We start from the raw sequence: 18,412 nt of genomic DNA, 5'->3' as shown, positions 1-18,412 counted from the left end.
GAAATCGACAACACTCCAACGTGATTCGACTCTAGAAGGACAACAATGGCTGCGACAATCGGGTCGGCCCTGCACTGGTGGGCCGACACCAAGGGTGATCAGCGTGCGCTGGTCGTCGACGACGAGACGCTGACCTACCGGGAACTGCAGGACTGGTCGAGCCGGGTGGCACGCCGGATCGCCGACGCCGGGATCGCACCTGGCGACCGGGTCGGCGTACTCGGCCCCAACTCGATGACCTGGCCGGTGCTCGCGCTCGGCGTGCTCAAGGCGGGTGCGGTCCTGGTACCGCTGAACCCGCGGCTCAAGCCGGCCGAGCTGCGCAAGGTCCTCGACGACGCCGGGGCGGTGCTCACGATCGCCCCGGCCGAGTTCGCCGAGCAGATCGAGCAGACCCGGACCCTCGGCCAGGATTTCCGGAGTCTGTCCTTCGACGAGTTCACCGGGTTGCGCGCCGGCGGCCGCGACGACTTCCGCATCGACGTCGCCCCCGACGAGCCGGTCGCTTTGCTGTTCACCAGCGGCTCGACCGGGCTCTCGAAGGGCGTCATCTGCACCAACCGGACGCTGCTCAGCATCGTCTTCGAGGCCACGCTCACCGAGGAGGGTTTCCGGCCCGGATCGACCTCGCTGCTGCTGCTTCCGCTGGTGTTCACGCCCGGCCTCGTGTGGGGCCTGGTGATGGCCGTGGTTCTGGGCAACACACTCGTGATCGAAAAGGAATTCAAACCGGCTCGCGCGGCCCGGCTGATCGGCGAGCACCGCGTGAACGCCCTGTTCGGGGTGCCGCTGGTGTTCGAGGCCATCGCCAAGACGCCAGAGTTCGCGGACACCGAGATCTCGTCGCTGCGTACCGCGATCGTGGGTGGCGCTGCGGTCGCGCCCGCGTTGCTGAAGGCGTGGGCGGACAAGGGCGTGGAGCTGCGCCAGATCTACGGGATGACGGAGGCCGGTGGCGTCGCCACCGCGACCACCCGGGCCGAGGCGTTCACCCACCCCGACACCTGTGGGCGCGGTTCGATCTTCACCGAACTCAAGGTGGTCCGCTCCGACGGCACCGACGCCGACCCGGGGGAGGAGGGCGAGATCGTACTCCGCGGTCCCGGCGTGACCCCCGGCTACTGGGACGACGACGAGTCCACCGCGCAGGCGCTGCGCGGCGGCTGGCTGCACAGCGGTGACCTCGGCACCCTCGACGACGGCGGCCGGGTCAAGTTCGTCGACCGGATGAAGGACCTGATCATCACCGGCGGCATCAACATCTCCCCGGTCGAGATCGAGCGGGTGATCGGTGACATCGACGGTGTCGAGGAGGTCGCAGTGATCGCCGCCGCGGACGAACGGTTCGGCGAGACCCCGGCCGCGATCGTCACGGTCCGCGGTGACGTCGACGCCGCCGTGATCGTCGCGCACTGCGACCGGGTTGTCGCGGACTACAAGGTGCCGCGGTACGTGGTGATACGGGACGAACCGCTGCCCCGGCTGCCCAGCGGCAAGCTGTCCAAGACCGCGATCCGCTGCGAATACCGTGACGTGGCTGAGCGATTCAACAAGGTGCGTTGAACGATGAGCGACTCGGGTGTGGTGACCGACTGTCCGGTGGTGGTCGAGCGGGACGGTGAGATCGCGATCGTGCGGCTGCACCGGCCGGACCGACTCAACGCCTTCACCGACGAGATGTGCGAGCGGATCCTCGCGGCGATGGACGAGTGCGACGCGGACGACGCCGTGCGCGCCGTGGTGCTGACCGGCACCGGCCGGGCGTTCTGCGCCGGTGCCGATCTCGCTGCCGGTGGCGACACCTTCGTCCTCGGTGACGACCCGGACACCGGGGGCGCACCCGCCGACCAGGGTGGGCGGGTCGCGCTGCGGCTCCACCGATCCACCAAACCGGTGATCGCCGCGATCAACGGTCCCGCCGCAGGCGTCGGCGTCACGATGACGTTGCCCGCCGATGTCCGGATCTCCTCGGACACCGCTCGATTCGGGTTCGTCTTCACCCGGCGCGGCATCGTCCCGGAGGCCTGCTCGTCCTGGTTCCTGCCGCGTGTCGTCGGCATCTCCACCGCCCTGCGGTGGACGCTCGGCGGCCGGATGGTCCCGGCCGCGGAGGCGCTCGCGCACGGGCTGGTCAGCGAGATCGTGCCCCCTGACCGGGTGCTCGCGCGCGGGATCGAGGTCGCGCGCGAGATGGTGACCGGCACTGCCCCGGTGTCGGTGGCGCTGACCCGTCAGCTGATGTGGCGGATGCTCGGCGCGGACAGCCCGGAGGCCGCACATCGGGCCGACTCGCTCGCGGTCTACCTGCGGGGAACCTCGCCTGACGCACGCGAGGGTGTGGAGTCGTTCCTGGAGAAGCGCGAGCCGGACTTTCCGGATCGGATTTCGGCCGGATTGCCTGATCTCTTCGGTGAGTCCGGGTAGCCGTCGCCCACTCCCGCGGCGGTAACATCGTCGCGGGAGTAGGGCGCCCGGCCGTACACCTGGAGAAGGGTGACATGGCTCGACGGCGAACCGGAAGTGTCCTGAGTGAGGATCTGGAGGAGGCGCGGGGGCAGATCCTCGAGGCCGCCGAACGGACTTTCGAGCGCTACGGCGTGGCGAAAACCACGATGGACGACATCGCGAAGGAAGCTGGCGTCTCCCGACCGACCGTGTATCGCTACTTCAGTGACCGTGACACCCTGATCACCGCGCTGATCGAGGTGCGCTCCCGGCGGATGTTCGGTAAGGCCCGAACTTTCCTGCGCAAGCGGAAGACGTTCGCCGACCAGATTGTGGACGGACTGATCTATCTGGTGGACATGGGCCGCAAGGACCCGGTGGTGCGGTTGATCGTCAGCCCCGAGCACATGGACCTGGCGACGGCTCTGGTCGGCAGTTCGGGCTTGGCGGCGCGGCTTACCGAGGAGATGTGGGCGCCGCTGATCGACGAGGCCCGCGACCGCGGGGAGGTGCGGGCCGATCGCACGAACGCGGAGATCTGCCAGTGGATCGCGCTTGTCGAGCTGATCCTCGTCGGCCGGATGGACTTCGGTTCCGACAAGGACCCCGATCATCGTCGGATGCTGACGAACTTCCTGGTTCCCGGCATTCTCACGCCCGAGGCGTCCGCCGCGGCGGGCATCTGAGCCGGACCCCGCGGGCCGTGACGCAGGCCACCCGCCGCCACTACCAGGCCCCTAGCGATCGATAAGTAACCATGCGATGCTGGGGTGACCGCAACTCTTGCGCAAGGAGAATTACATGGCTTTGCCCCCGATCCTCGAGGACCGGCTGCGTCTGCCCGTGGTGGCGTCGCCGATGTTCATCGTGTCGAACCCGGACCTCGTCATCGCCCAGTGCACGTCGGGCATCGTCGGATCCTTTCCCTCGCTGAACGCGCGCCCGCAGTCGCAGCTGCGTGAGTGGCTGACGCGGATCACCGAGGCACTGGCGAAATACGACGCGAACAACCCGGAGGCGCCGTCGGCGCCCTACGCGGTGAACCTGATCGTGCACAGGTCCAACGACCGGCTCGACGAGGATCTCGCGACCATCGTCGAGTTCCAGGTGCCGATCGTGATCACCTCGCTCGGTGCCCGTGAGGACGTCAACGAGGCAATCCACTCGTACGGCGGAATCGTGTTGCACGACATCATCAACGACAAGTTCGCGCACAAGGCCGTCGAGAAGGGTGCCGACGGCCTGATCGCGGTGTCCGCCGGGGCCGGCGGGCACGCGGGCACCCAGTCGCCGTTCGCGCTGATCCAGGAGATCCGGCAGTGGTTCGACGGGCCGCTGCTGCTGTCGGGTTCGATCGCCCACGGCCGCTCGATCCTCGCCGCCCAGGCCGCGGGCGCGGACCTCGCCTACATCGGCTCGGCGTTCATCGCCACCGAGGAGGCCAACGCCGCCGACGCCTACAAACAGATGATCGTCGACTCCGGCGCCTCCGACATCGTGTACTCCAACCTGTTCACCGGTGTGCACGGAAACTATCTGCGGGGCAGCATCTCCGCGGCCGGCATGGACCCGGACAACCTCGCCACGTCCGACCCGTCGGCGATGGACTTCGGCACCGGCACCGGCGAAGGCGACGGCGACTCGGCGAAGAGTGACGCCAAGGCGTGGCGCGACATCTGGGGCGCGGGCCACGGTGTCGGCGCGGTGCAGGCCGTCGTGCCCGCCGCCGAACTGGTCGAGCGGCTCGAAACCGAATACGCCGCCGCGAGGGCCGCCCTCCTCGGCACCTGACCCCCTCCAGTGGGTTCCCACATGTCACGTTGGCTCACTCGAGCGCACCCGATGTGACATGTGGGAACGGTGGATGCGGGGGTGGCCTACGCGAATTCCGCGGCGATGTCGCGGCCGATGATCTCCTTCATGATCTCGGTGGTGCCGCCGTAGATCGTCTGGATGCGGGTGTCGACGTAGGCGCGGCCGATCGGGTACTCCATCATGAAGCCGTAGCCGCCGTGGATCTGGACGCAGCGGTCCACGACCCGCTTCTGCAGTTCGGTGGCCCACCACTTCGCCTTCGACGCGTCGACGGCCGTGAGTTCGCCTGCGTTGAGGGCGATCACGCACCGGTCGATGTGCGATTCGGTGACCTCGATCTCGGTGAGCATCTCGGCGAGCACGAAGCGGGTGTTCTGCAGGTCGCCGATCGGCTTCCCGAACGCCTTGCGTTCGAACGCGTAGGTCTTGGTCCACTCGTACGCGGCCCGGGCCGCGGTGATCGCGCCGACGGCGATCCCAATGCGTTCCAGGGGCAGGTTCTCCATCAGGTGGACGAAGCCGCGGCCCTCGGTGCCGAGCAGGTTGTCCGCGGGCACGCGGACGTCCTCGAACACGAGCTCGGCGGTGTCCTGCGCGGCGAGGCCGACCTTGTGCAGCTTCCGCCCCCGGCTGAAGCCGGGGGTGCCGCGCTCGACGACGATCAGCGAGAAGCCCCGGGACCCCGCGTTCGGGTCGGTGCGGCACACGACGATCACCAGGTCGGAGTGAATACCGTTGGTGATGAACGTCTTCTGGCCGTTGATCACCCACTCGTCACCGTCGCGGACCGCGGTCGTCTTGACACCCTGCAGGTCCGAGCCGGCACCGGGTTCGGTCATCGCGATGGCACCGATGAGCTCGCCGGCCGCCATCCTCGGCAGCCAGCGCTCCTTCTGCTCGGTGGTGCCCAGGTGCAGGATGTACGGGATCGTGATGTCGTCCTGCAGCGCGAGGCTGGAGCCGAACGACGTGGCGCCGACGCGGGCGATCTCCTCGGTGACCACCTGCCGGAAGCGGTAGTCGGTGACGCCGGAGCCGCCGAACTCCTCCGGCACGCCGAGACCGAGGATGCCGGACTTGCCCGCCGCGACGTAGGACGCGCGGTCGATCAGGCGGTCCTCCTCCCACTGCAGGTAGTGGGGCTCGACCTCGCGGGCGAGGAACTCGCGGACGGTGCCGCGGTAGTCCTCGTGATCGGGTTCGAAGTGGGTGCGCTGCATGGGTTCTGCTCCTTTGTGGGCGCGGCTGTCAGGGGGCTGCCGGAGGGGCCTGGCATCCGACCACGCGCAGGGCGATGGCGGTGTAGCGCTCGGCGACCTCGTCCGGGGTCAGGGGGCCGTCGATCTGGTACCAGCGCGCGATGGACTGCCCCATGCCGAGGAGGGCGCGGACCGTCTCCGGGACGTCGTCGACGACGAACACGCCCCGTTCGGCACCGTCGGTCACCAGGTCCAGCGCCATCAGTTCGAGTTCCTTGCGGGTGGCGGCGTAGTTGCGGCGGTTGGCCGGCGAGACGTGCCGCACCTCGGAGTCGAGTGCCGATTGTCGTGCGCGGTGCGTCATGTTCAGCACCACCGCCTCGATGAAGAGGCTGAATCGCCGCACCGGGTCGTCACCGCCGTCGGCGACCGCGGCACGACAGCGGTCGATCAGGTCACGGACGGTGGTGTCCATGATCGCCACGAGAACCGCTTCCTTGTTCTCGTGGTGGTAGTACAGGGCGGGCACCGTCACCCCGATCCGGCGGGCCAGATCACGGACGGTGGTCCCGTGGAAGCCGTTCTCGTGGAATGCCTCCAGTGCGTGGTCGAGGATGGGGCCGAGCCGCATCGGCTCGAATTCCCGCCAGTCAGTGGTGGTTTCGGGCGGTGCGGACATCGGCCCCTCCTCGTTCACGGGTGCCTCAGCGCGGTGCCATGCGGATGGCGCCGTCGAGACGGATGGTCTCACCGTTGAGCATCGGGTTCGACACGATGTGCGCGGCGAGGGCGCCGTACTCTGCCGGGTCACCGAGGCGCGACGGGTGCGGGACCTGGCCGCCGAGGGACTTCTGGGCCTCCTCGGGTAGCGAACCGAGCAGCGGGGTCTTGAACAGGCCCGGTGCGATGGTGACGACGCGGATCAGCAGCGACGCAAGATCGCGAGCGATCGGCAGGGTCATGCCGACGACGCCGCCCTTCGAGGCGGAGTACGCGGCCTGGCCGATCTGGCCGTCGAACGCGGCGACGGAGGCGGTGTTGATGATGACGCCGCGCTCGCCCTCGATCGGCTCGGTCTTCGAGATGCGCTCGGCGGCGAGGCGGAGCACGTTGAATGTGCCGAACAGGTTGACGTCGACGACCTTCTTGAAGGCGTCGAGCGGGAACGCGCCCTGCTTGCCCACGGTCTTGATGGCGTTGCCGATGCCGGCGCAGTTCACCGCGACACGCAGCGGGCCGAGGGACTCGGCGACGTCGAGGGCCTCGGTGACTGCGGCCTCGTCGGTGACGTCGGCGGCGACGAAGCGGACGCGGTCGCCGAGCTCCTTGGCGACGGTCTCACCGTTGGAGGACGGCAGGTCGATGATGACGACCTGGGCGCCGTCCGCGAGCAGGGCCTTGGTGGTGGCGAGGCCGAGGCCGGACGCGCCACCGGTGACGACCGCGACGCTGTCATTGATGATCATGGGTTGCCTTTCGGATCAGGTTGGTCTGCAACGCTTTCGCGGAGCGAGGGTACGGGGTCAGAGACGCTCGATGATGGTGGCGTTGGCCATGCCTGCGCCCTCGCACATGGTCTGCAGGCCGTAGCGACCACCGGTGGCCTCGAGCTGGTTGACGAGCGTGGTGAGCAGGCGGGTGCCGGAGGAGCCGAGGGCGTGACCGAGGGCGATCGCGCCGCCCCGCGGGTTCAGCTTCGCGGGGTCCGCGTTGAACTCGTGCGCCCAGGCGAGGGGTACGGGAGCAAACGCCTCGTTGACCTCGTAGGCGTCGATGTCCTCGATGCTCAGGCCGGCCCGGGCGAGCACCTTGTGGGTGGCCGGGATCGGGGCGGTGAGCATGAAGACCGGGTCGTCGCCGGCGACGGAGAACGAGTGGAAGCGGGCGCGCGGGGTCAGGCCCAGCTTGTTCGCGGCCTCCTCGCTCATGATCAGCACCGCGGAGGCGCCGTCGGTCAGCGGCGACGAGTTGCCGGGGGTGATGTGCCAGCCTGCCTCCGGGAAGCGGGCCGCGTACTGATCGGTGTAAAACGAGGGCTTGAGACCACCGAGACCCTCGGCGGTGGTGGCGGCGCGGACCGTCTCGTCAACCGTGTGCGCGACCGTCTGACCGGCGGCGCCCACGACGTCGATCGGGACGATCTCCTTGTCGAACGCGCCCGCGGCGATCGCGGCGGCGGCGCGCTGGTGCGACCGCGCGGAGTAGGCGTCGAGGGTGTCGCGGTCGAGCTTCCACTTCGCGGCGATCAGCTCGGCGGAGATGCCCTGGTTGACCAGGCCCTCGGGGTAGCGGGCGGCGATGCCGGGGCCGGCGGTGTCCTTGCCCAGGGTCGCGGTGCCCATCGGGATGCGGCTCATCGACTCGACGCCGCAGGCGATGACGATGTCGTAGGCGCCGGCGATGATGCCCTGGGCGGCGAAGTGGGCGGCCTGCTGGCTCGACCCGCACTGCCGGTCGATGGTGGTGGCGGGCACCGAGTCCGGGAATCCGGCGGACAGCAGTGCGGTGCGGGAGATGTTCAGTGACTGCTCGCCGACCTGGGCGACACAGCCGCCGATGACGTCGTCGACCTGGGCGGGGTCGAGGTTGTTGCGCTCGACGATCGAGCGGAGAACGGTGGCCAGCAGCTCGACCGGGTGCGTCCCGGACAGAGCGCCACCCATCTTGCCCTTGCCGGAGGCGAGGCGGACGGCGTCGACGATGACTGCATTCGTCATGGTGGTGATCCTTTTCGTGTGGTGGTTGTGTCGGTCCGGTGCCCCGGAGGGGATCGACGGGGCACCGGACCGGGTCCGGAGGGGCGGCTCCCGGTCAGCGGCGCGGGTGGTGGGTGGGCTAACGGCCCTGCCAGACGGGCTCACGCTTCTCGGCGAACGCGGCGGGGCCCTCCTTGGCGTCGGCGCTGGTGAAGACGACCTGCAGGGCCTTGGCGTTCGCGTCCCAGACGCCCTGCTCCCAGTCCGGGCCGAGCGCGGTGTTGTGGATCATGGCCTTGGACTCACGCACCGACAGCGGCGCGTTGACCGCGATCTTCTCGGCCAGCTCGAGGGCGACCTCGAGCGCGGTACCTGCCGGGGCGACGCGGTTGACCAGGCCGAGCTCCTTGCCCTGCGCGGCGCTGATCGGCTCACCGGTCAGCGCGATCTCGAGAGCGACCTTCTTCGGGATCTGCTGCTGCAGGCGGATGACTCCGCCCGCTGCGGCGAACAGGCCCCGCTTGACCTCGGGCAAGCCGAGTTGGGCGTTCTCGTCGACGACCGCGAGGTCGCTGGCGAGGACGAGTTCGGTGCCACCGCCGAGAGCGAAGCCGTTGACCGCGGCGATGGTCGGCTTGCTGACCCAGTGCTGCGCGTAGCCCGCGAAGCCCCACTCCGGGTGGCCGTCGGCGTCCAGCGACTGGCCGGAGCCGAGCGCCTTGAGGTCGGCCCCGGCGCAGAACGCGCGACCCGAGCCGGTGATGACGATGACCCGCACCTCGGAATCCGCCTCGGCCTGCTCGAGCAGGTTGCCGACCGCCGTGGACAGGGCCGCGTTGACCGCATTCATGGCCCGGGGTCGGTTCAGGGTGATGAGCGCGACGTTCCCGCGGCGCTCGTACAGCGCTGCCGGCTCGGACGCGGTGCTCGGCTCGTCGGCCATGGGTACTCCTCGGATTCGTGTGGACGCGATTACTGAACGCTCGCTAAGAGACCTATCACGGGTTGCCCGGGCGGGTCAATGGGTGGCATTAGCTAGCGCCCGCTCAGGGGGTCTGGTACTGATGGATTCGGTCGCGATCGCGGCCGGATTCGACGATGCAGGAGACGGCATGCGGGCAGTGCAGGTGGTCGAGGCGATCGGACCCGACGGGGTGCGGACGGTGGAGATCCCCGAACCCGACCCGGCCGGGCTGGTGGTCGTGGACCTGGTGGCCGCCGGAGTCTCCTTCCCGGATCTGCTGCAGACCGCCGGTGGCTACCAGGTGGTCCGCCCGACTCCGTTCGTGCCCGGCGTCGAGGGGGCGGGTGTCGTTCGGGAAGCGCCGAGCGACAGCGGATTTCGCGCCGGCGACCGGGTCGCCGTGTTGGCCTTCGGCGGCGCCTGGCAGCAGACCGTCGCCGTGCACCCGTCGACCGTCTTCCGGCTGCCCGACGCCGTCTCGCTGACCGCCGGTGCGGGCTTTCTGATGAACTACCTCACCGCGCACTTCGCGCTGACCGAACGCGCCCGGTACCGGGCCGGCGAGACCGTCCTCGTGCACGGCGCCGCCGGCGGCCTCGGCACCGCGTGCCTGCAGGTCGCGGCCGCGCTCGGGCTCGACACGATCGCGGTCGTGAGCAGCGCGGACAAGGCCGAGGTCGCGAAGGCCAACCGCGCCACCCACACCGTGCTCGCCGACGGCTTCAAGGACGCCGTCGCCGAGATCACCGGCGGACGGGGGGTGGACATCGTGCTCGACCCCGTCGGCGGTGACCGGTTCCTCGACAGCCTGCGCAGCCTCGCGACGAACGGCAGGCACGTCGTGCTCGGCTTCACCGGGGGCGAGATCCCCACCGTCAAGGTGAACCGGTTGCTGCTCAGGAACACGACGGTCGTCGGCGCCGGCTGGGGCGAGTACGTCCGCGAGGACTTCGGCTACCCGGCGCGGCAGTGGGCCGAGCTCGCGCCGCAACTCGAGTCGGGTGCCCTCCAGGTCGCCGAACCCACCTCCTACCCCCTCGAACGGGCTGCCGACGCCCTGCGCAGTCTCGAATCACGAAGTGCTGCTGGAAAAGTGGCCCTCACCCTTCAATCCTGAACCTCCCGGAAGGACAACCATGAGCACCGACACCTCCGAGATCCTCGTCGACCTCGCCGACGGCGTCCTGCGCATCACCCTCAACCGGCCCGCCCGGATGAACTCCGTCACCGCCGAAACCCTGAACGCGGCCGCCGACGCCCTCGACAAGCACGTCGGAGACGATGCGGTGCGCGTCGTCGTGCTCACCGGCGCCGGCCGGGCGTTCTGCACCGGCGCCGACCTGTCCACCATCGGCGACCTGTCCGGACCGCCCGAACCGTCCACCATCGACGCCGCCAACCGACTGGTCGCCGCACTGCGCGCGTTCCCGCGTCCGGTCGTCGCGGCCGTCAACGGCCCCGCCGCCGGTGTGGGTGTCTCGCTCGCGCTCGCCGCCGACCTGACCGTCGCCACCGAGTCGAGTTACCTGCTGCTCGCGTTCACGAAGATCGGGCTGATGCCCGACGGGGGCGCGACCGCGCTGGTTGCCGCGTCCATCGGCCGGGCGCGTGCGTTGAAGTTGGCGCTGCTCGCCGAGCGGCTGCCCGCCGCCGCCGCCCTCGAGGCCGGCCTGATCGCGGGCGTGTACCCCGACGCGACGTTCGCGGACGACGTCGACGCGCTCGTCCGCGGTCTGGTGGAGGGCCCGTCGGAGGCGTTCGCGGCCACCAAGAGCGCGATCAACGACGCGACCCTGGGCCAGCTCGACCCGGCCTTCGCCCGGGAACGCGGCGGCCAGCTCGAACTGCTCGCCGCCGCGGACTTCGCCGAGGGCGTGGACGCGTTCCTGAACAAGCGCGCAGCGGTGTTCGGACGCGGCTGACCCGGGTCGACCCGGCCCTGCGGCTACTTCGTCCGTGCTCCGACGGTCTTCATCGAGATGGCCACGTACTTCGCGGCGACCTCCTCCGGGGAGAGCGTGCCCTCCGCGTGGTACCAGCGGGGGATGGACTGACACATGCCGAGCAGGGCACGGGTGGTCTCCGCGGGATCGTCGACGTCGAAATCCCCACTCGCCGTGCCGTCCTGGACGATCCGCAGCACGACCTCCTCGATGCCCTTGCGCACCGCGCGGTAACGCTGCCGGTTCTCGTCGCTCAGGTACCGCATCTCGCCCTCGAGCGACGCCAGCCGCGCGCGACCCGTCATCCGCAGCACGATCGCCTCGATGACGTTCGCCAGCCGCCGAACCGGGTCGTCGCCGCCGTCGGCGTCCGCGGCGTGCGCTCGCGCCAGCACGTCCGCGGTCGACAGTTCCAGGAGCGCGATCAGCAGGCCTTCCTTGCTGTCGTGGTGGTAGTACAGCGCCGGCACCGTCACCCCGACGCGGCGGGCCACCTCGCGCACCGTGGTCCCGTGGTATCCGAGCTCGTAGAACGCGTCGAGCGACGCCTCGAGGATCGGGGTCAGCTCGACGTCCTCGACTCGGCGCCAGTCGATGCCGCCCTCGTCCGGAGCCGTCCCGTCGACGGGTTCACCCATTGCCCTACCAAACGTCTCGATCGCCACATGGTCACCGGACAGGGTACCGGCACCGGCGGTGTGGACCGCGTCACGAGACCGCCCCGTGGTCACGGCAATTCGGTGACCATCTCGGACGATCCGGGGAGCAGGTCCCGGATCGCCTGCCGCACCCGGGCGTCGCCGCCGGGACCGAGGGTGGTCCAGGCCGTGCCGTCCACGGACACCGTCGACGTCCCGACGATCCGTCCGGCGGGGGTGTCGAACACCGTCACCGGCCCGGTGATCCGGCGCCGCCCGCCGCCCTCGTGGGTGATCGCGACGATCTCCGCGTGGCCGATGCACCCGGCGAACGCGACCGCGAGCCGGTCGGCGTCGCGCCGGGCACACCCCAGCGCGGACAGCCGGCGCGCGACGGCGGGCGGGTCGGTGAGGTCGCCCATCGCCGCGGCGAGCGGCTCGGTCGGGGCACGGAGGGCGCCGATGTCGAGCGGAGCACGGTGGCCGAGCACGTCGAGCACCAGCACCGGATCGATCGCGTCGAGCTCGGTGAGCACATACGACGCCGGGCCCCGGAGCGCCGCGACCGAGGTACCGGTGTCGCCGCGGACCGCGCACATCCGGGAGGCCTCGCCGGCACCCGTGTACCGGCGCAGCGCGAGTTCCGTCGTCGGACGGGCCAGGACCGCCAGCAGATCGGCCACTCCGGGATCGGGGTGCCCGGCCGGCAGCAGCCCCCGCGCGGCGAGGGACGCGTGCGCCCTCGCGAACGCGGCCTCCCGGTCGCTCACCGAGTCGAACCGGGGCGTCGCGGCGAGCACCACCGGCAACTCGTCGATCGACAGCACATGACCCAGCAGCTCCAGCTCGTCATGGCTCACTGTGACCGCACGGGCCCCGGGCGAGGTGGCGGTCACCGGTCCGCCGGCTCGGCGCCGATCACCGACGGGATCACGACGCGGCCGTCCTCGAAGTGTTCGAAGGACTTCAGATGGTCGGGGGTGCGGTGTTCCTCCTCGCCGCCGCCGGGTCCGCGGCCGCCACCCATCGTCGGGGCGAGCGGGGTCCGCTGCGCCGTGGCCGGATCGACCCGGACCGGGTCGGCGTCGTGCGCCTCGCCGGCAGTCACGGCGTCTCGGCCGGGCGGCGCTGCGCCGTCGCCGCGCGAGGTGCCGCTCCAGCCCTCCGGCAGGGTGACGCGTGCGGCTCCGGCCACCCCGCCGGACGCGGCCGCCCCGAGCCCGGCGCCGCCGGCGACCCCGACCGCACCGCCCCGGCGCCGGGTGCTGCTGCCGTCGACCTGCCGGGCGGCGTGGGTGTCCGGCACCCCGAGCGCGGCGGTGCCCGCCGCCGACACCGTGACCGACGCGAGGGGCACCGCCACCCCGGCGGCCGCGTTCAGACCCGAGCCCGCGATGGCCCCGGCCTGTGAGGCGACCGAGACCACCGCCGGGTTCCGTGCCTGCGCGATCGCCGCCCCGACGGCGGCCTGCGTCGATGCCGGGTTGACCAGGGGGTCGGAGGGCCGGGTGGGCTGCGGGACAGCCGTCGGAGCGTCGGACGGTGCCCCGCTGGTGCCGTTGACCAGCGGGGGCGGGGGAGTGAACCGCTCCGGCAGCGTCACGCTCGTCGACGCCGCCTCGTACGCCTCCATCACCAGGGCCGCTCGCACGTCCAACGCCCGGTCCGCGGCCTCCGCGACCGCCCCCGCGCCGGCCAGCGAGCCACCGATCGTGTGTGCCGCCACCGTGGCGGCCTTGACGGCGGCGATCTCGGCCGCGCTCGGCATCGCCGCCCGCGCGACGGTGTGCGCGCCGGCCTCGGCGCCGGCCTTGGCGGCGGTGGTGGCCGCGAGCGCCGCCGCCTCCTCCGTCCACGCCCGGAACGGCGTCAGTTTCGTCAGTGCCGCATCGGAGGCGAGCCCCTCCCAGCCCGCTTCGAGGGTCGCGATCACCCGTGCGACCGTCGCGGTCGCGTCGGCCAGCCCGGCGGCCACCGCACCCCAGGCGGCGCCCGCGGTCTGGAACCCGACGGGCCCGACACCCGCGTTCAACGCGGTCGAGTTCCCGGCGGCGCCCCGGGGGAACCAGACGACGCCCGTGAAGCCCACGGTCATGGCGTACTCCTCCTGTCGAATCCGGCCTGCTGTCGAGGGGGCTGCGGTCACCCACCCGCCGCGAGGGAGGACCCGAACGCGTCGTCCAGGTCGGCGTAGTCGGCGGCCTGTCGGCGCAGCGTCGCCGCCGCGGCCCGCAGCTCCGCGATGCCGGTCGCCGCGACGGGCAGGAAGCTGTCCGCCACCGAGTTGAAGTACGCCGCGGCGGTCACGGACACCTCCTCGGTGCCCGCCGGCGCCATGTACAGCGCGGGCGCGTTCGAGTCGACGGTGGCCTGCAGCCGATGCGCGAGGGTCTCGAGATCGGCGGCCGCGGCGGTCAGGGCGTCGGGCGAGACGAACACGTGTCCGGTCATGATCGGCCTCCTGGTGGCGTCGGGTGGATCCGTCACCCACGTTCGACGCAGCAGATGTCCGGACGGTTCCGCCGGACCCGACCGGTGCGTCCCGCCGCCGCGGGCCGGGGGACGCACCGGTACGGGGTCCTAGTCGAGGCGTCCGTACTTGTCGATGATCGGTGCGAGCAGTTCGGCGGCACGCGCCCCGGTGATGACGTCCTCCTTGCGAACCTTGGTGACGACCTTCGAGGCCGCGTCCTCGTAGACGTGTTCGCCGATCATCCGGACGTTCTCGTCGTACGGCCAGACGAACGCGAGGGTGCGGCGGACGAGGTAGTACGCGTCGCCGTCGTACTCCGAGCTCACCGGTCCGTTCTCGTCGATCGAGCTGAAGACGTTGTCACCCAACATCTTTCCGGGAACGAACTGGCTGAACTCGGCCTCGCCGGCGAAGCCCCAGTCGGACACGGCCATCTTCTGCTTGCCGGTCCACATCACCAGCATGTCCAAGTCGGCCAACGTCCGGTAGAAGTCGCGCACCTGGCTCATTCCGTCCAGGATCACACCCTGACCGCCCTCGAAGATGCGGTAGTGGGGCCTCGCGACGGTCATGTTCGGGGCGAGCAGTTCGTCGTAGCGGCCGGCGACCTCGAGGAGTCCGTGCCTGCGGTAGTTCACGAGGATCTGTCGGTGGACGGGATCGGTCAGCGATTCGATCAGCGTGTCGATGTCGTCCATCATGTGGACGAGCTGGTGCTCGTAGGTCGTGCGGGGCGTCGCCTGGGACTCGTGGACGGTGGTCATGTCTACTTCTCCTTCACAGGTGCTTGCTGAGGTCCGGGTAGCTGCCGATCTCGTAGCCGCCGTCGACGACGAGGCTCGATCCGGTGATGTAGCTGGCGTCGCTGCTCGCGAGAAACACTGCGGGCGCGGCCAGTTCGTCTGGTTGTGCGGGGCGCTTCAACACCGCGTTGGCGTAGAACTCGTTCATGATCCCCTCGTTCTCGAGGATGAACCCGGCCATCGGCGTCTCCACCAGTCCCGGGAGGACGGTGTTGACCCTGATGCCGTGGCGGGCGAGTTCGAGCGCCGCGTTCTTGCCGAACATGTCCGCACCGGACTTGCCTGCGGCGTAGGCGCTGCCGCCGAACAGCGGCAGGTGGGCGTTCACCGAGGCGACGTTGACGATCGCGCCCCCGCTCCCCGCACGAATCATGCTCTGCGCCACGTACTTCGTGCACAGGTACACGCTGCGCAGGACGAGGTCGATCGTGAAGTCCCAGTCGTCCTCCGTCAGGTCGGTGACGGGCGCGGGCCGGAGCCCGCCGGCCACGTTGAACAGGCCGTCGACACCGCCCATCGCGGACTCGGCAAGCGTGACCGCCGCCTGGACGTCCCGGGTGTCGGTGACGCTGCCGTGGTGGGGGATGAAGGCGTCGCCGAACCGCTCGGCAGCGGTGTCGAGGCCGCGGGAATCGAGATCGAAGGCGACGACGGAGCCTCCGGCGGCGATGAGACGCTCCGCGATCGCGTATCCGATACCCGATGCCGCGCCGGTGACCACGGATTTCCGTGGTGTTGTCGATGTGGGAGTCATGTCTTCCTGTCAGATCAGGGCGGAACCAGGTCATGGGGCTCGACGTCGTTCTGCCGCTTGGCTTCCGATCGGATCAACCCAACCTTGACACCCATTGCACGGTCGGTAAATTGAGATCCACGGCACGCACTTAAGCAGTTGCTTAACGTGTGCCGGTGGCGGCCTGAGCGTGCTCGATGACGGGATACCCGACGTGACCGATTTCCTGAATCTGGGCCTGGTGAACTCCCTCCAGGTCCTCGTCGAGGAGGGGAGCTTCGCCCGCGCCGCGGAGCGACTGTTCGTCACGCCGCCGGCGATGACGCAGCAGATCCAGCGCCTCGAGGCCGCCGTCGGGTACAAGCTGGTCGAGCGGGGAACCAAACCGGTGCGGCTGACCGAGCGGGGCAGCGACTTCATGGTGCACGCGGCGGCCGCGCTCGCCGCATCGCGCCTGGCCCTCGGGGAGAGCGCCGAGAGTCGGGCCCTGCGGATCGGTTTCATCAACGGGTATCCGACGAGTCGGAACGACGGCTTCATTGCGAGATTTCGGGACGAGAATCCCTCGGTGTCACTGTCTTTCGTGCAACTGAACTGGGGTGACCAGATAGGTCGGCTGATCGACGGTGACATCGATGCCTCGCTCGCCCGTCCGCCGTACGAGGACGCGGAGAGCATCGACGTCGTCACCGTTCACACCGAGAAGCGGGTCGCCGCCGTACCGGCCAGTTCGGCACTGGCAGAAAAGGAAAGACTGACACTGGCGGATCTCGACGGGTATCCGATGGTGGGCGCGCTCGGCGTCAGCCGTAGCTGGACGAGGTACTGGGTGGTCGACCCGAGGGCCGGCGGGAAGCCGGTCGAGTACGGCTGCTGGGCCGCGACCATGGAAGAGGCGGTCAACGGTGTCGCCCTCGGGGGCAACGTCATGATCACCGCGGAATCGGTCGCGAATCGGTATCAGCACACCGGCGTCGTGTACGTCGACATCGCCGACATCGATCCCTGTCACGTCGACCTGTGCACGCGCGCGTCCGACAAACGGCCGCTGATTCGCGCCCTGCGGCGCGCTGCGCGGGCGTAGTGGGCGGGGTCAGCCCCAGCCGAGCTCGTGCAGGCGGTCCTCTTCGATGCCGAAGTAGTGCGCGACCTCGTGGATCACGGTGATCGCCACCTCGTCGACCACCTGCTGCTCGTCGGCACAGATGTCGAGGATCGCGTCGCGGTAGATCGTGATGGTGTCGGGCAGGGAGCCGCCGTAGTGGCTGTCGCGTTCGGTCAGCGCGATGCCGTGGTACAGCCCGAGCAGGCCCGGGTCGTCGGGGTCGCGGTCGTCGACGAGCACGACGACGTTGTCGATCGCGCGCGCCAGCTCCGGCGGGATCAGGTCGAGGGCCTCGGAGACCAGTTCGTCGAACCGGGCCTCGGACATGTGCACCGCCATCAGTTCCCCAGCGGGGCGGCGCCGGGCAGCGGCGTCGGCAGTGACCGGCCCTCCGGGAGCGGCGGCGGGGCCACCGGCGGTGCGCCGTTGATCAGGATGTCGCCCTTCGCGGAGTTCACGATCGGGGCGAAGCCCCCGCCGTCGAGTTCCTTGCCGACCGAGCAGTTCACCTTGCGGCTGCCGGCGAGCCAGCTGCTCAGGTCGAGGTTGTCCCAGAACAGGGTCAGGGTCTTGTTCCGCAGCGCGTCCGGCGAGCCGAGGTACTCGTTCGCCGCCTGGGTGCACGTCTCCTCCAGGTACTTGTCCTGGTCGGCGACCGCCGGGAAGCCGCCGGGGAACTTGGCGCCGAGGTCCACCACCGACACCACCTCGAAGGCGTGGGCCTGGGAGCAGTCCACCGGGTCGGACGGAACGTTCTGGTTGATGCCGATGCAGGTCCCGGCGTCCCACACCTTCGACTGGTCCTGTCCCTGCACCGGCCCGGCGACCGCGAGTATCGAACCGGTGGTGCTCGACCGCTGCAGGCCGCACCGGATGGTCCGCTCGCCGGCGGCCCAGCCCGCCTCACCCGGGTTGATCAGGCCGACGCTGAACTTGCCGTGCGGGTCGTAGTGCGCGCCGAGATACTCGGTGACCGCCGGGGTGCAGTGTTCGTCGCGCAGCTGGGAGAACCGCAGCACGCTCGGGAACCGCGACCCCGGGCCGAACTCGGCGCCCGGGAACACGCTCAGATCCACCTCGGAGGCCACTTCGAACAGGTGCTTGTCGGAGCAGTTCACCTTCGCGAGGTCGCTGGCGTCCGCTTCGCTCCAGGTCAGGCAGTCGCCGGTGGCCGCGGTCCCGAACGCCTTGCCGGCCACCGCCCCGGTCGCGAGCGGTCCACCGGTGTTCGGGTGGGTGGTCAGCTCGTCGCCGCCCTGGAACCCGCCGGAGATGACGACGGTCGCGATCGCCGCGATCACCGCGCCCAGCGCCACCGCGACGAGGCCGCGCCGCGTCGTCGTCGCGGACAGGTGCCGACCACCGGTCCAGCGCTGCGCCGCGGACCACCCACCGGTGGCCGCGTCGTCGTCCCGGCCGCCGTGCGGGGCGTCCGCGGGGTCGGTCGGCATGTCGTCGCTGGCTGCGTTGTGTTCGTCGGACATCGCCCTCCATCATGCCTGTCACACCCGGCGCGGCCGCCGACACACCGAAACCGACGTGCTCGGGTCCGGCCTCGAGTCGCGCCGCGGGCCCCGTCCGAATGCCGACCAAGTAGG

20 protein-coding genes are annotated in these 18,412 nt (G+C 70.2%); 7 read left to right on the top strand and 13 right to left on the bottom strand.

Annotated features, from left to right (window positions below):
• The first annotated feature begins 45 nt into the window (after positions 1-45).
• From ABD951_RS18860 to ABD951_RS18845, 4 genes are all read left to right on the top strand, one after another.
• Complete coding sequence (locus tag ABD951_RS18860; protein WP_345348402.1) at positions 46-1,563, top strand: class I adenylate-forming enzyme family protein; 1,518 nt, start codon at positions 46-48, stop codon at positions 1,561-1,563.
• Positions 1,564-1,566: 3 nt separating this feature from the next.
• Positions 1,567-2,424 carry an enoyl-CoA hydratase-related protein gene (locus tag ABD951_RS18855; RefSeq protein WP_345348399.1) on the top strand — a complete coding sequence of 286 codons (858 nt, stop codon included), beginning with the start codon at positions 1,567-1,569 and terminating at the stop codon, positions 2,422-2,424.
• Positions 2,425-2,498: 74 nt separating this feature from the next.
• Complete coding sequence (locus tag ABD951_RS18850; protein WP_345348396.1) at positions 2,499-3,131, top strand: TetR/AcrR family transcriptional regulator; 633 nt, start codon at positions 2,499-2,501, stop codon at positions 3,129-3,131.
• Positions 3,132-3,246: 115 nt separating this feature from the next.
• Positions 3,247-4,236: an NAD(P)H-dependent flavin oxidoreductase gene (locus ABD951_RS18845; RefSeq protein WP_345348393.1), complete on the top strand. Its 990-nt coding sequence runs from the start codon at positions 3,247-3,249 to the stop codon at positions 4,234-4,236.
• Positions 4,237-4,322: 86 nt separating this feature from the next.
• Here ABD951_RS18845 and ABD951_RS18840 read toward each other — a convergent pair whose 3' ends face one another.
• The 5 genes from ABD951_RS18840 to ABD951_RS18820 form a co-directional block, all read right to left on the bottom strand.
• Positions 4,323-5,480 carry an acyl-CoA dehydrogenase family protein gene (locus ABD951_RS18840; RefSeq protein ID WP_345348390.1) on the bottom strand — a complete coding sequence of 386 codons (1,158 nt, stop codon included), beginning with the start codon at positions 5,478-5,480 and terminating at the stop codon, positions 4,323-4,325.
• Positions 5,481-5,508: 28 nt separating this feature from the next.
• A complete protein-coding gene (locus tag ABD951_RS18835; protein WP_345348387.1) occupies positions 5,509-6,138 on the bottom strand; it encodes a TetR/AcrR family transcriptional regulator in 630 nt (209 codons plus the stop codon).
• A 25-nt stretch (positions 6,139-6,163) separates the two neighbouring features.
• Positions 6,164-6,925, bottom strand: a complete 762-nt coding sequence (locus ABD951_RS18830) for a 3-hydroxyacyl-CoA dehydrogenase (RefSeq protein ID WP_345348385.1) — start codon at positions 6,923-6,925, stop codon at positions 6,164-6,166.
• Positions 6,926-6,982: 57 nt separating this feature from the next.
• A complete protein-coding gene (locus tag ABD951_RS18825; protein WP_345348382.1) occupies positions 6,983-8,176 on the bottom strand; it encodes a thiolase family protein in 1,194 nt (397 codons plus the stop codon).
• 118 nt (positions 8,177-8,294) lie between these two features.
• Positions 8,295-9,098, bottom strand: coding sequence for a crotonase/enoyl-CoA hydratase family protein (locus ABD951_RS18820; protein WP_345348379.1), 804 nt, complete (start codon positions 9,096-9,098; stop codon positions 8,295-8,297).
• 169 nt (positions 9,099-9,267) lie between these two features.
• Here ABD951_RS18820 and ABD951_RS18815 point away from each other — a divergent pair, with 169 nt between their 5' ends.
• Both ABD951_RS18815 and ABD951_RS18810 read left to right on the top strand, forming a co-directional pair.
• Positions 9,268-10,236 carry an NADPH:quinone oxidoreductase family protein gene (locus ABD951_RS18815; RefSeq protein ID WP_345348376.1) on the top strand — a complete coding sequence of 323 codons (969 nt, stop codon included), beginning with the start codon at positions 9,268-9,270 and terminating at the stop codon, positions 10,234-10,236.
• 19 nt (positions 10,237-10,255) lie between these two features.
• Positions 10,256-11,041: an enoyl-CoA hydratase gene (locus ABD951_RS18810; protein WP_345348373.1), complete on the top strand. Its 786-nt coding sequence runs from the start codon at positions 10,256-10,258 to the stop codon at positions 11,039-11,041.
• A 23-nt stretch (positions 11,042-11,064) separates the two neighbouring features.
• Here ABD951_RS18810 and ABD951_RS18805 read toward each other — a convergent pair whose 3' ends face one another.
• The 6 genes from ABD951_RS18805 to ABD951_RS18780 all read right to left on the bottom strand — a co-directional run bounded on the left by ABD951_RS18805 (position 11,065) and on the right by ABD951_RS18780 (position 15,730).
• Entirely contained in the window at positions 11,065-11,700 is a 636-nt protein-coding gene (locus tag ABD951_RS18805; RefSeq protein WP_345348370.1) for a TetR/AcrR family transcriptional regulator, read from the bottom strand.
• Positions 11,701-11,789: 89 nt separating this feature from the next.
• On the bottom strand, positions 11,790-12,560 hold the full coding sequence (locus ABD951_RS18800; RefSeq protein WP_345348367.1) for an ESX secretion-associated protein EspG: 771 nt from the start codon (positions 12,558-12,560) through the stop codon (positions 11,790-11,792).
• Between the two features lie 32 nt (positions 12,561-12,592).
• Positions 12,593-13,795 carry a PPE domain-containing protein gene (locus ABD951_RS18795; protein ID WP_345348364.1) on the bottom strand — a complete coding sequence of 401 codons (1,203 nt, stop codon included), beginning with the start codon at positions 13,793-13,795 and terminating at the stop codon, positions 12,593-12,595.
• A 47-nt stretch (positions 13,796-13,842) separates the two neighbouring features.
• Complete coding sequence (locus ABD951_RS18790; RefSeq protein ID WP_345348361.1) at positions 13,843-14,151, bottom strand: PE domain-containing protein; 309 nt, start codon at positions 14,149-14,151, stop codon at positions 13,843-13,845.
• Positions 14,152-14,280: 129 nt separating this feature from the next.
• A complete protein-coding gene (locus ABD951_RS18785; RefSeq protein WP_345348358.1) occupies positions 14,281-14,937 on the bottom strand; it encodes a hypothetical protein in 657 nt (218 codons plus the stop codon).
• 13 nt (positions 14,938-14,950) lie between these two features.
• Positions 14,951-15,730: an SDR family NAD(P)-dependent oxidoreductase gene (locus ABD951_RS18780; RefSeq protein ID WP_345348355.1), complete on the bottom strand. Its 780-nt coding sequence runs from the start codon at positions 15,728-15,730 to the stop codon at positions 14,951-14,953.
• Positions 15,731-15,923: 193 nt separating this feature from the next.
• On the opposite strand from ABD951_RS18780, the gene ABD951_RS18775 reads away from it, so the two are divergent.
• A complete protein-coding gene (locus ABD951_RS18775) occupies positions 15,924-16,793 on the top strand; it encodes a LysR family transcriptional regulator (RefSeq protein ID WP_345348352.1) in 870 nt (289 codons plus the stop codon).
• A 9-nt stretch (positions 16,794-16,802) separates the two neighbouring features.
• Here ABD951_RS18775 and ABD951_RS18770 read toward each other — a convergent pair whose 3' ends face one another.
• Both ABD951_RS18770 and ABD951_RS18765 read right to left on the bottom strand, forming a co-directional pair.
• The gene (locus tag ABD951_RS18770; RefSeq protein ID WP_345348349.1) at positions 16,803-17,153 is read right to left on the bottom strand and encodes a metallopeptidase family protein; all 351 of its coding nucleotides are present in this window, start codon (positions 17,151-17,153) and stop codon (positions 16,803-16,805) included.
• Positions 17,153-18,298 (bottom strand): septum formation family protein, encoded by a 1,146-nt coding sequence (locus ABD951_RS18765; protein WP_345348346.1) that lies wholly within the window; start codon positions 18,296-18,298, stop codon positions 17,153-17,155. Before ABD951_RS18765 ends, ABD951_RS18770 begins: the two co-directional genes overlap by 1 nt.
• Between the last annotated feature and the right edge of the window lie 114 nt (positions 18,299-18,412).

Origin of the sequence: Rhodococcus olei (genome assembly GCF_039540555.1) — a bacterium.
In the GTDB taxonomy this organism is placed as follows: Bacteria; Actinomycetota; Actinomycetes; order Mycobacteriales; family Mycobacteriaceae; genus Rhodococcus_G; species Rhodococcus_G olei.
Note: the sequence above shows the minus strand (reverse complement) of the source record. Positions and strands in the feature narration are given on the sequence as shown.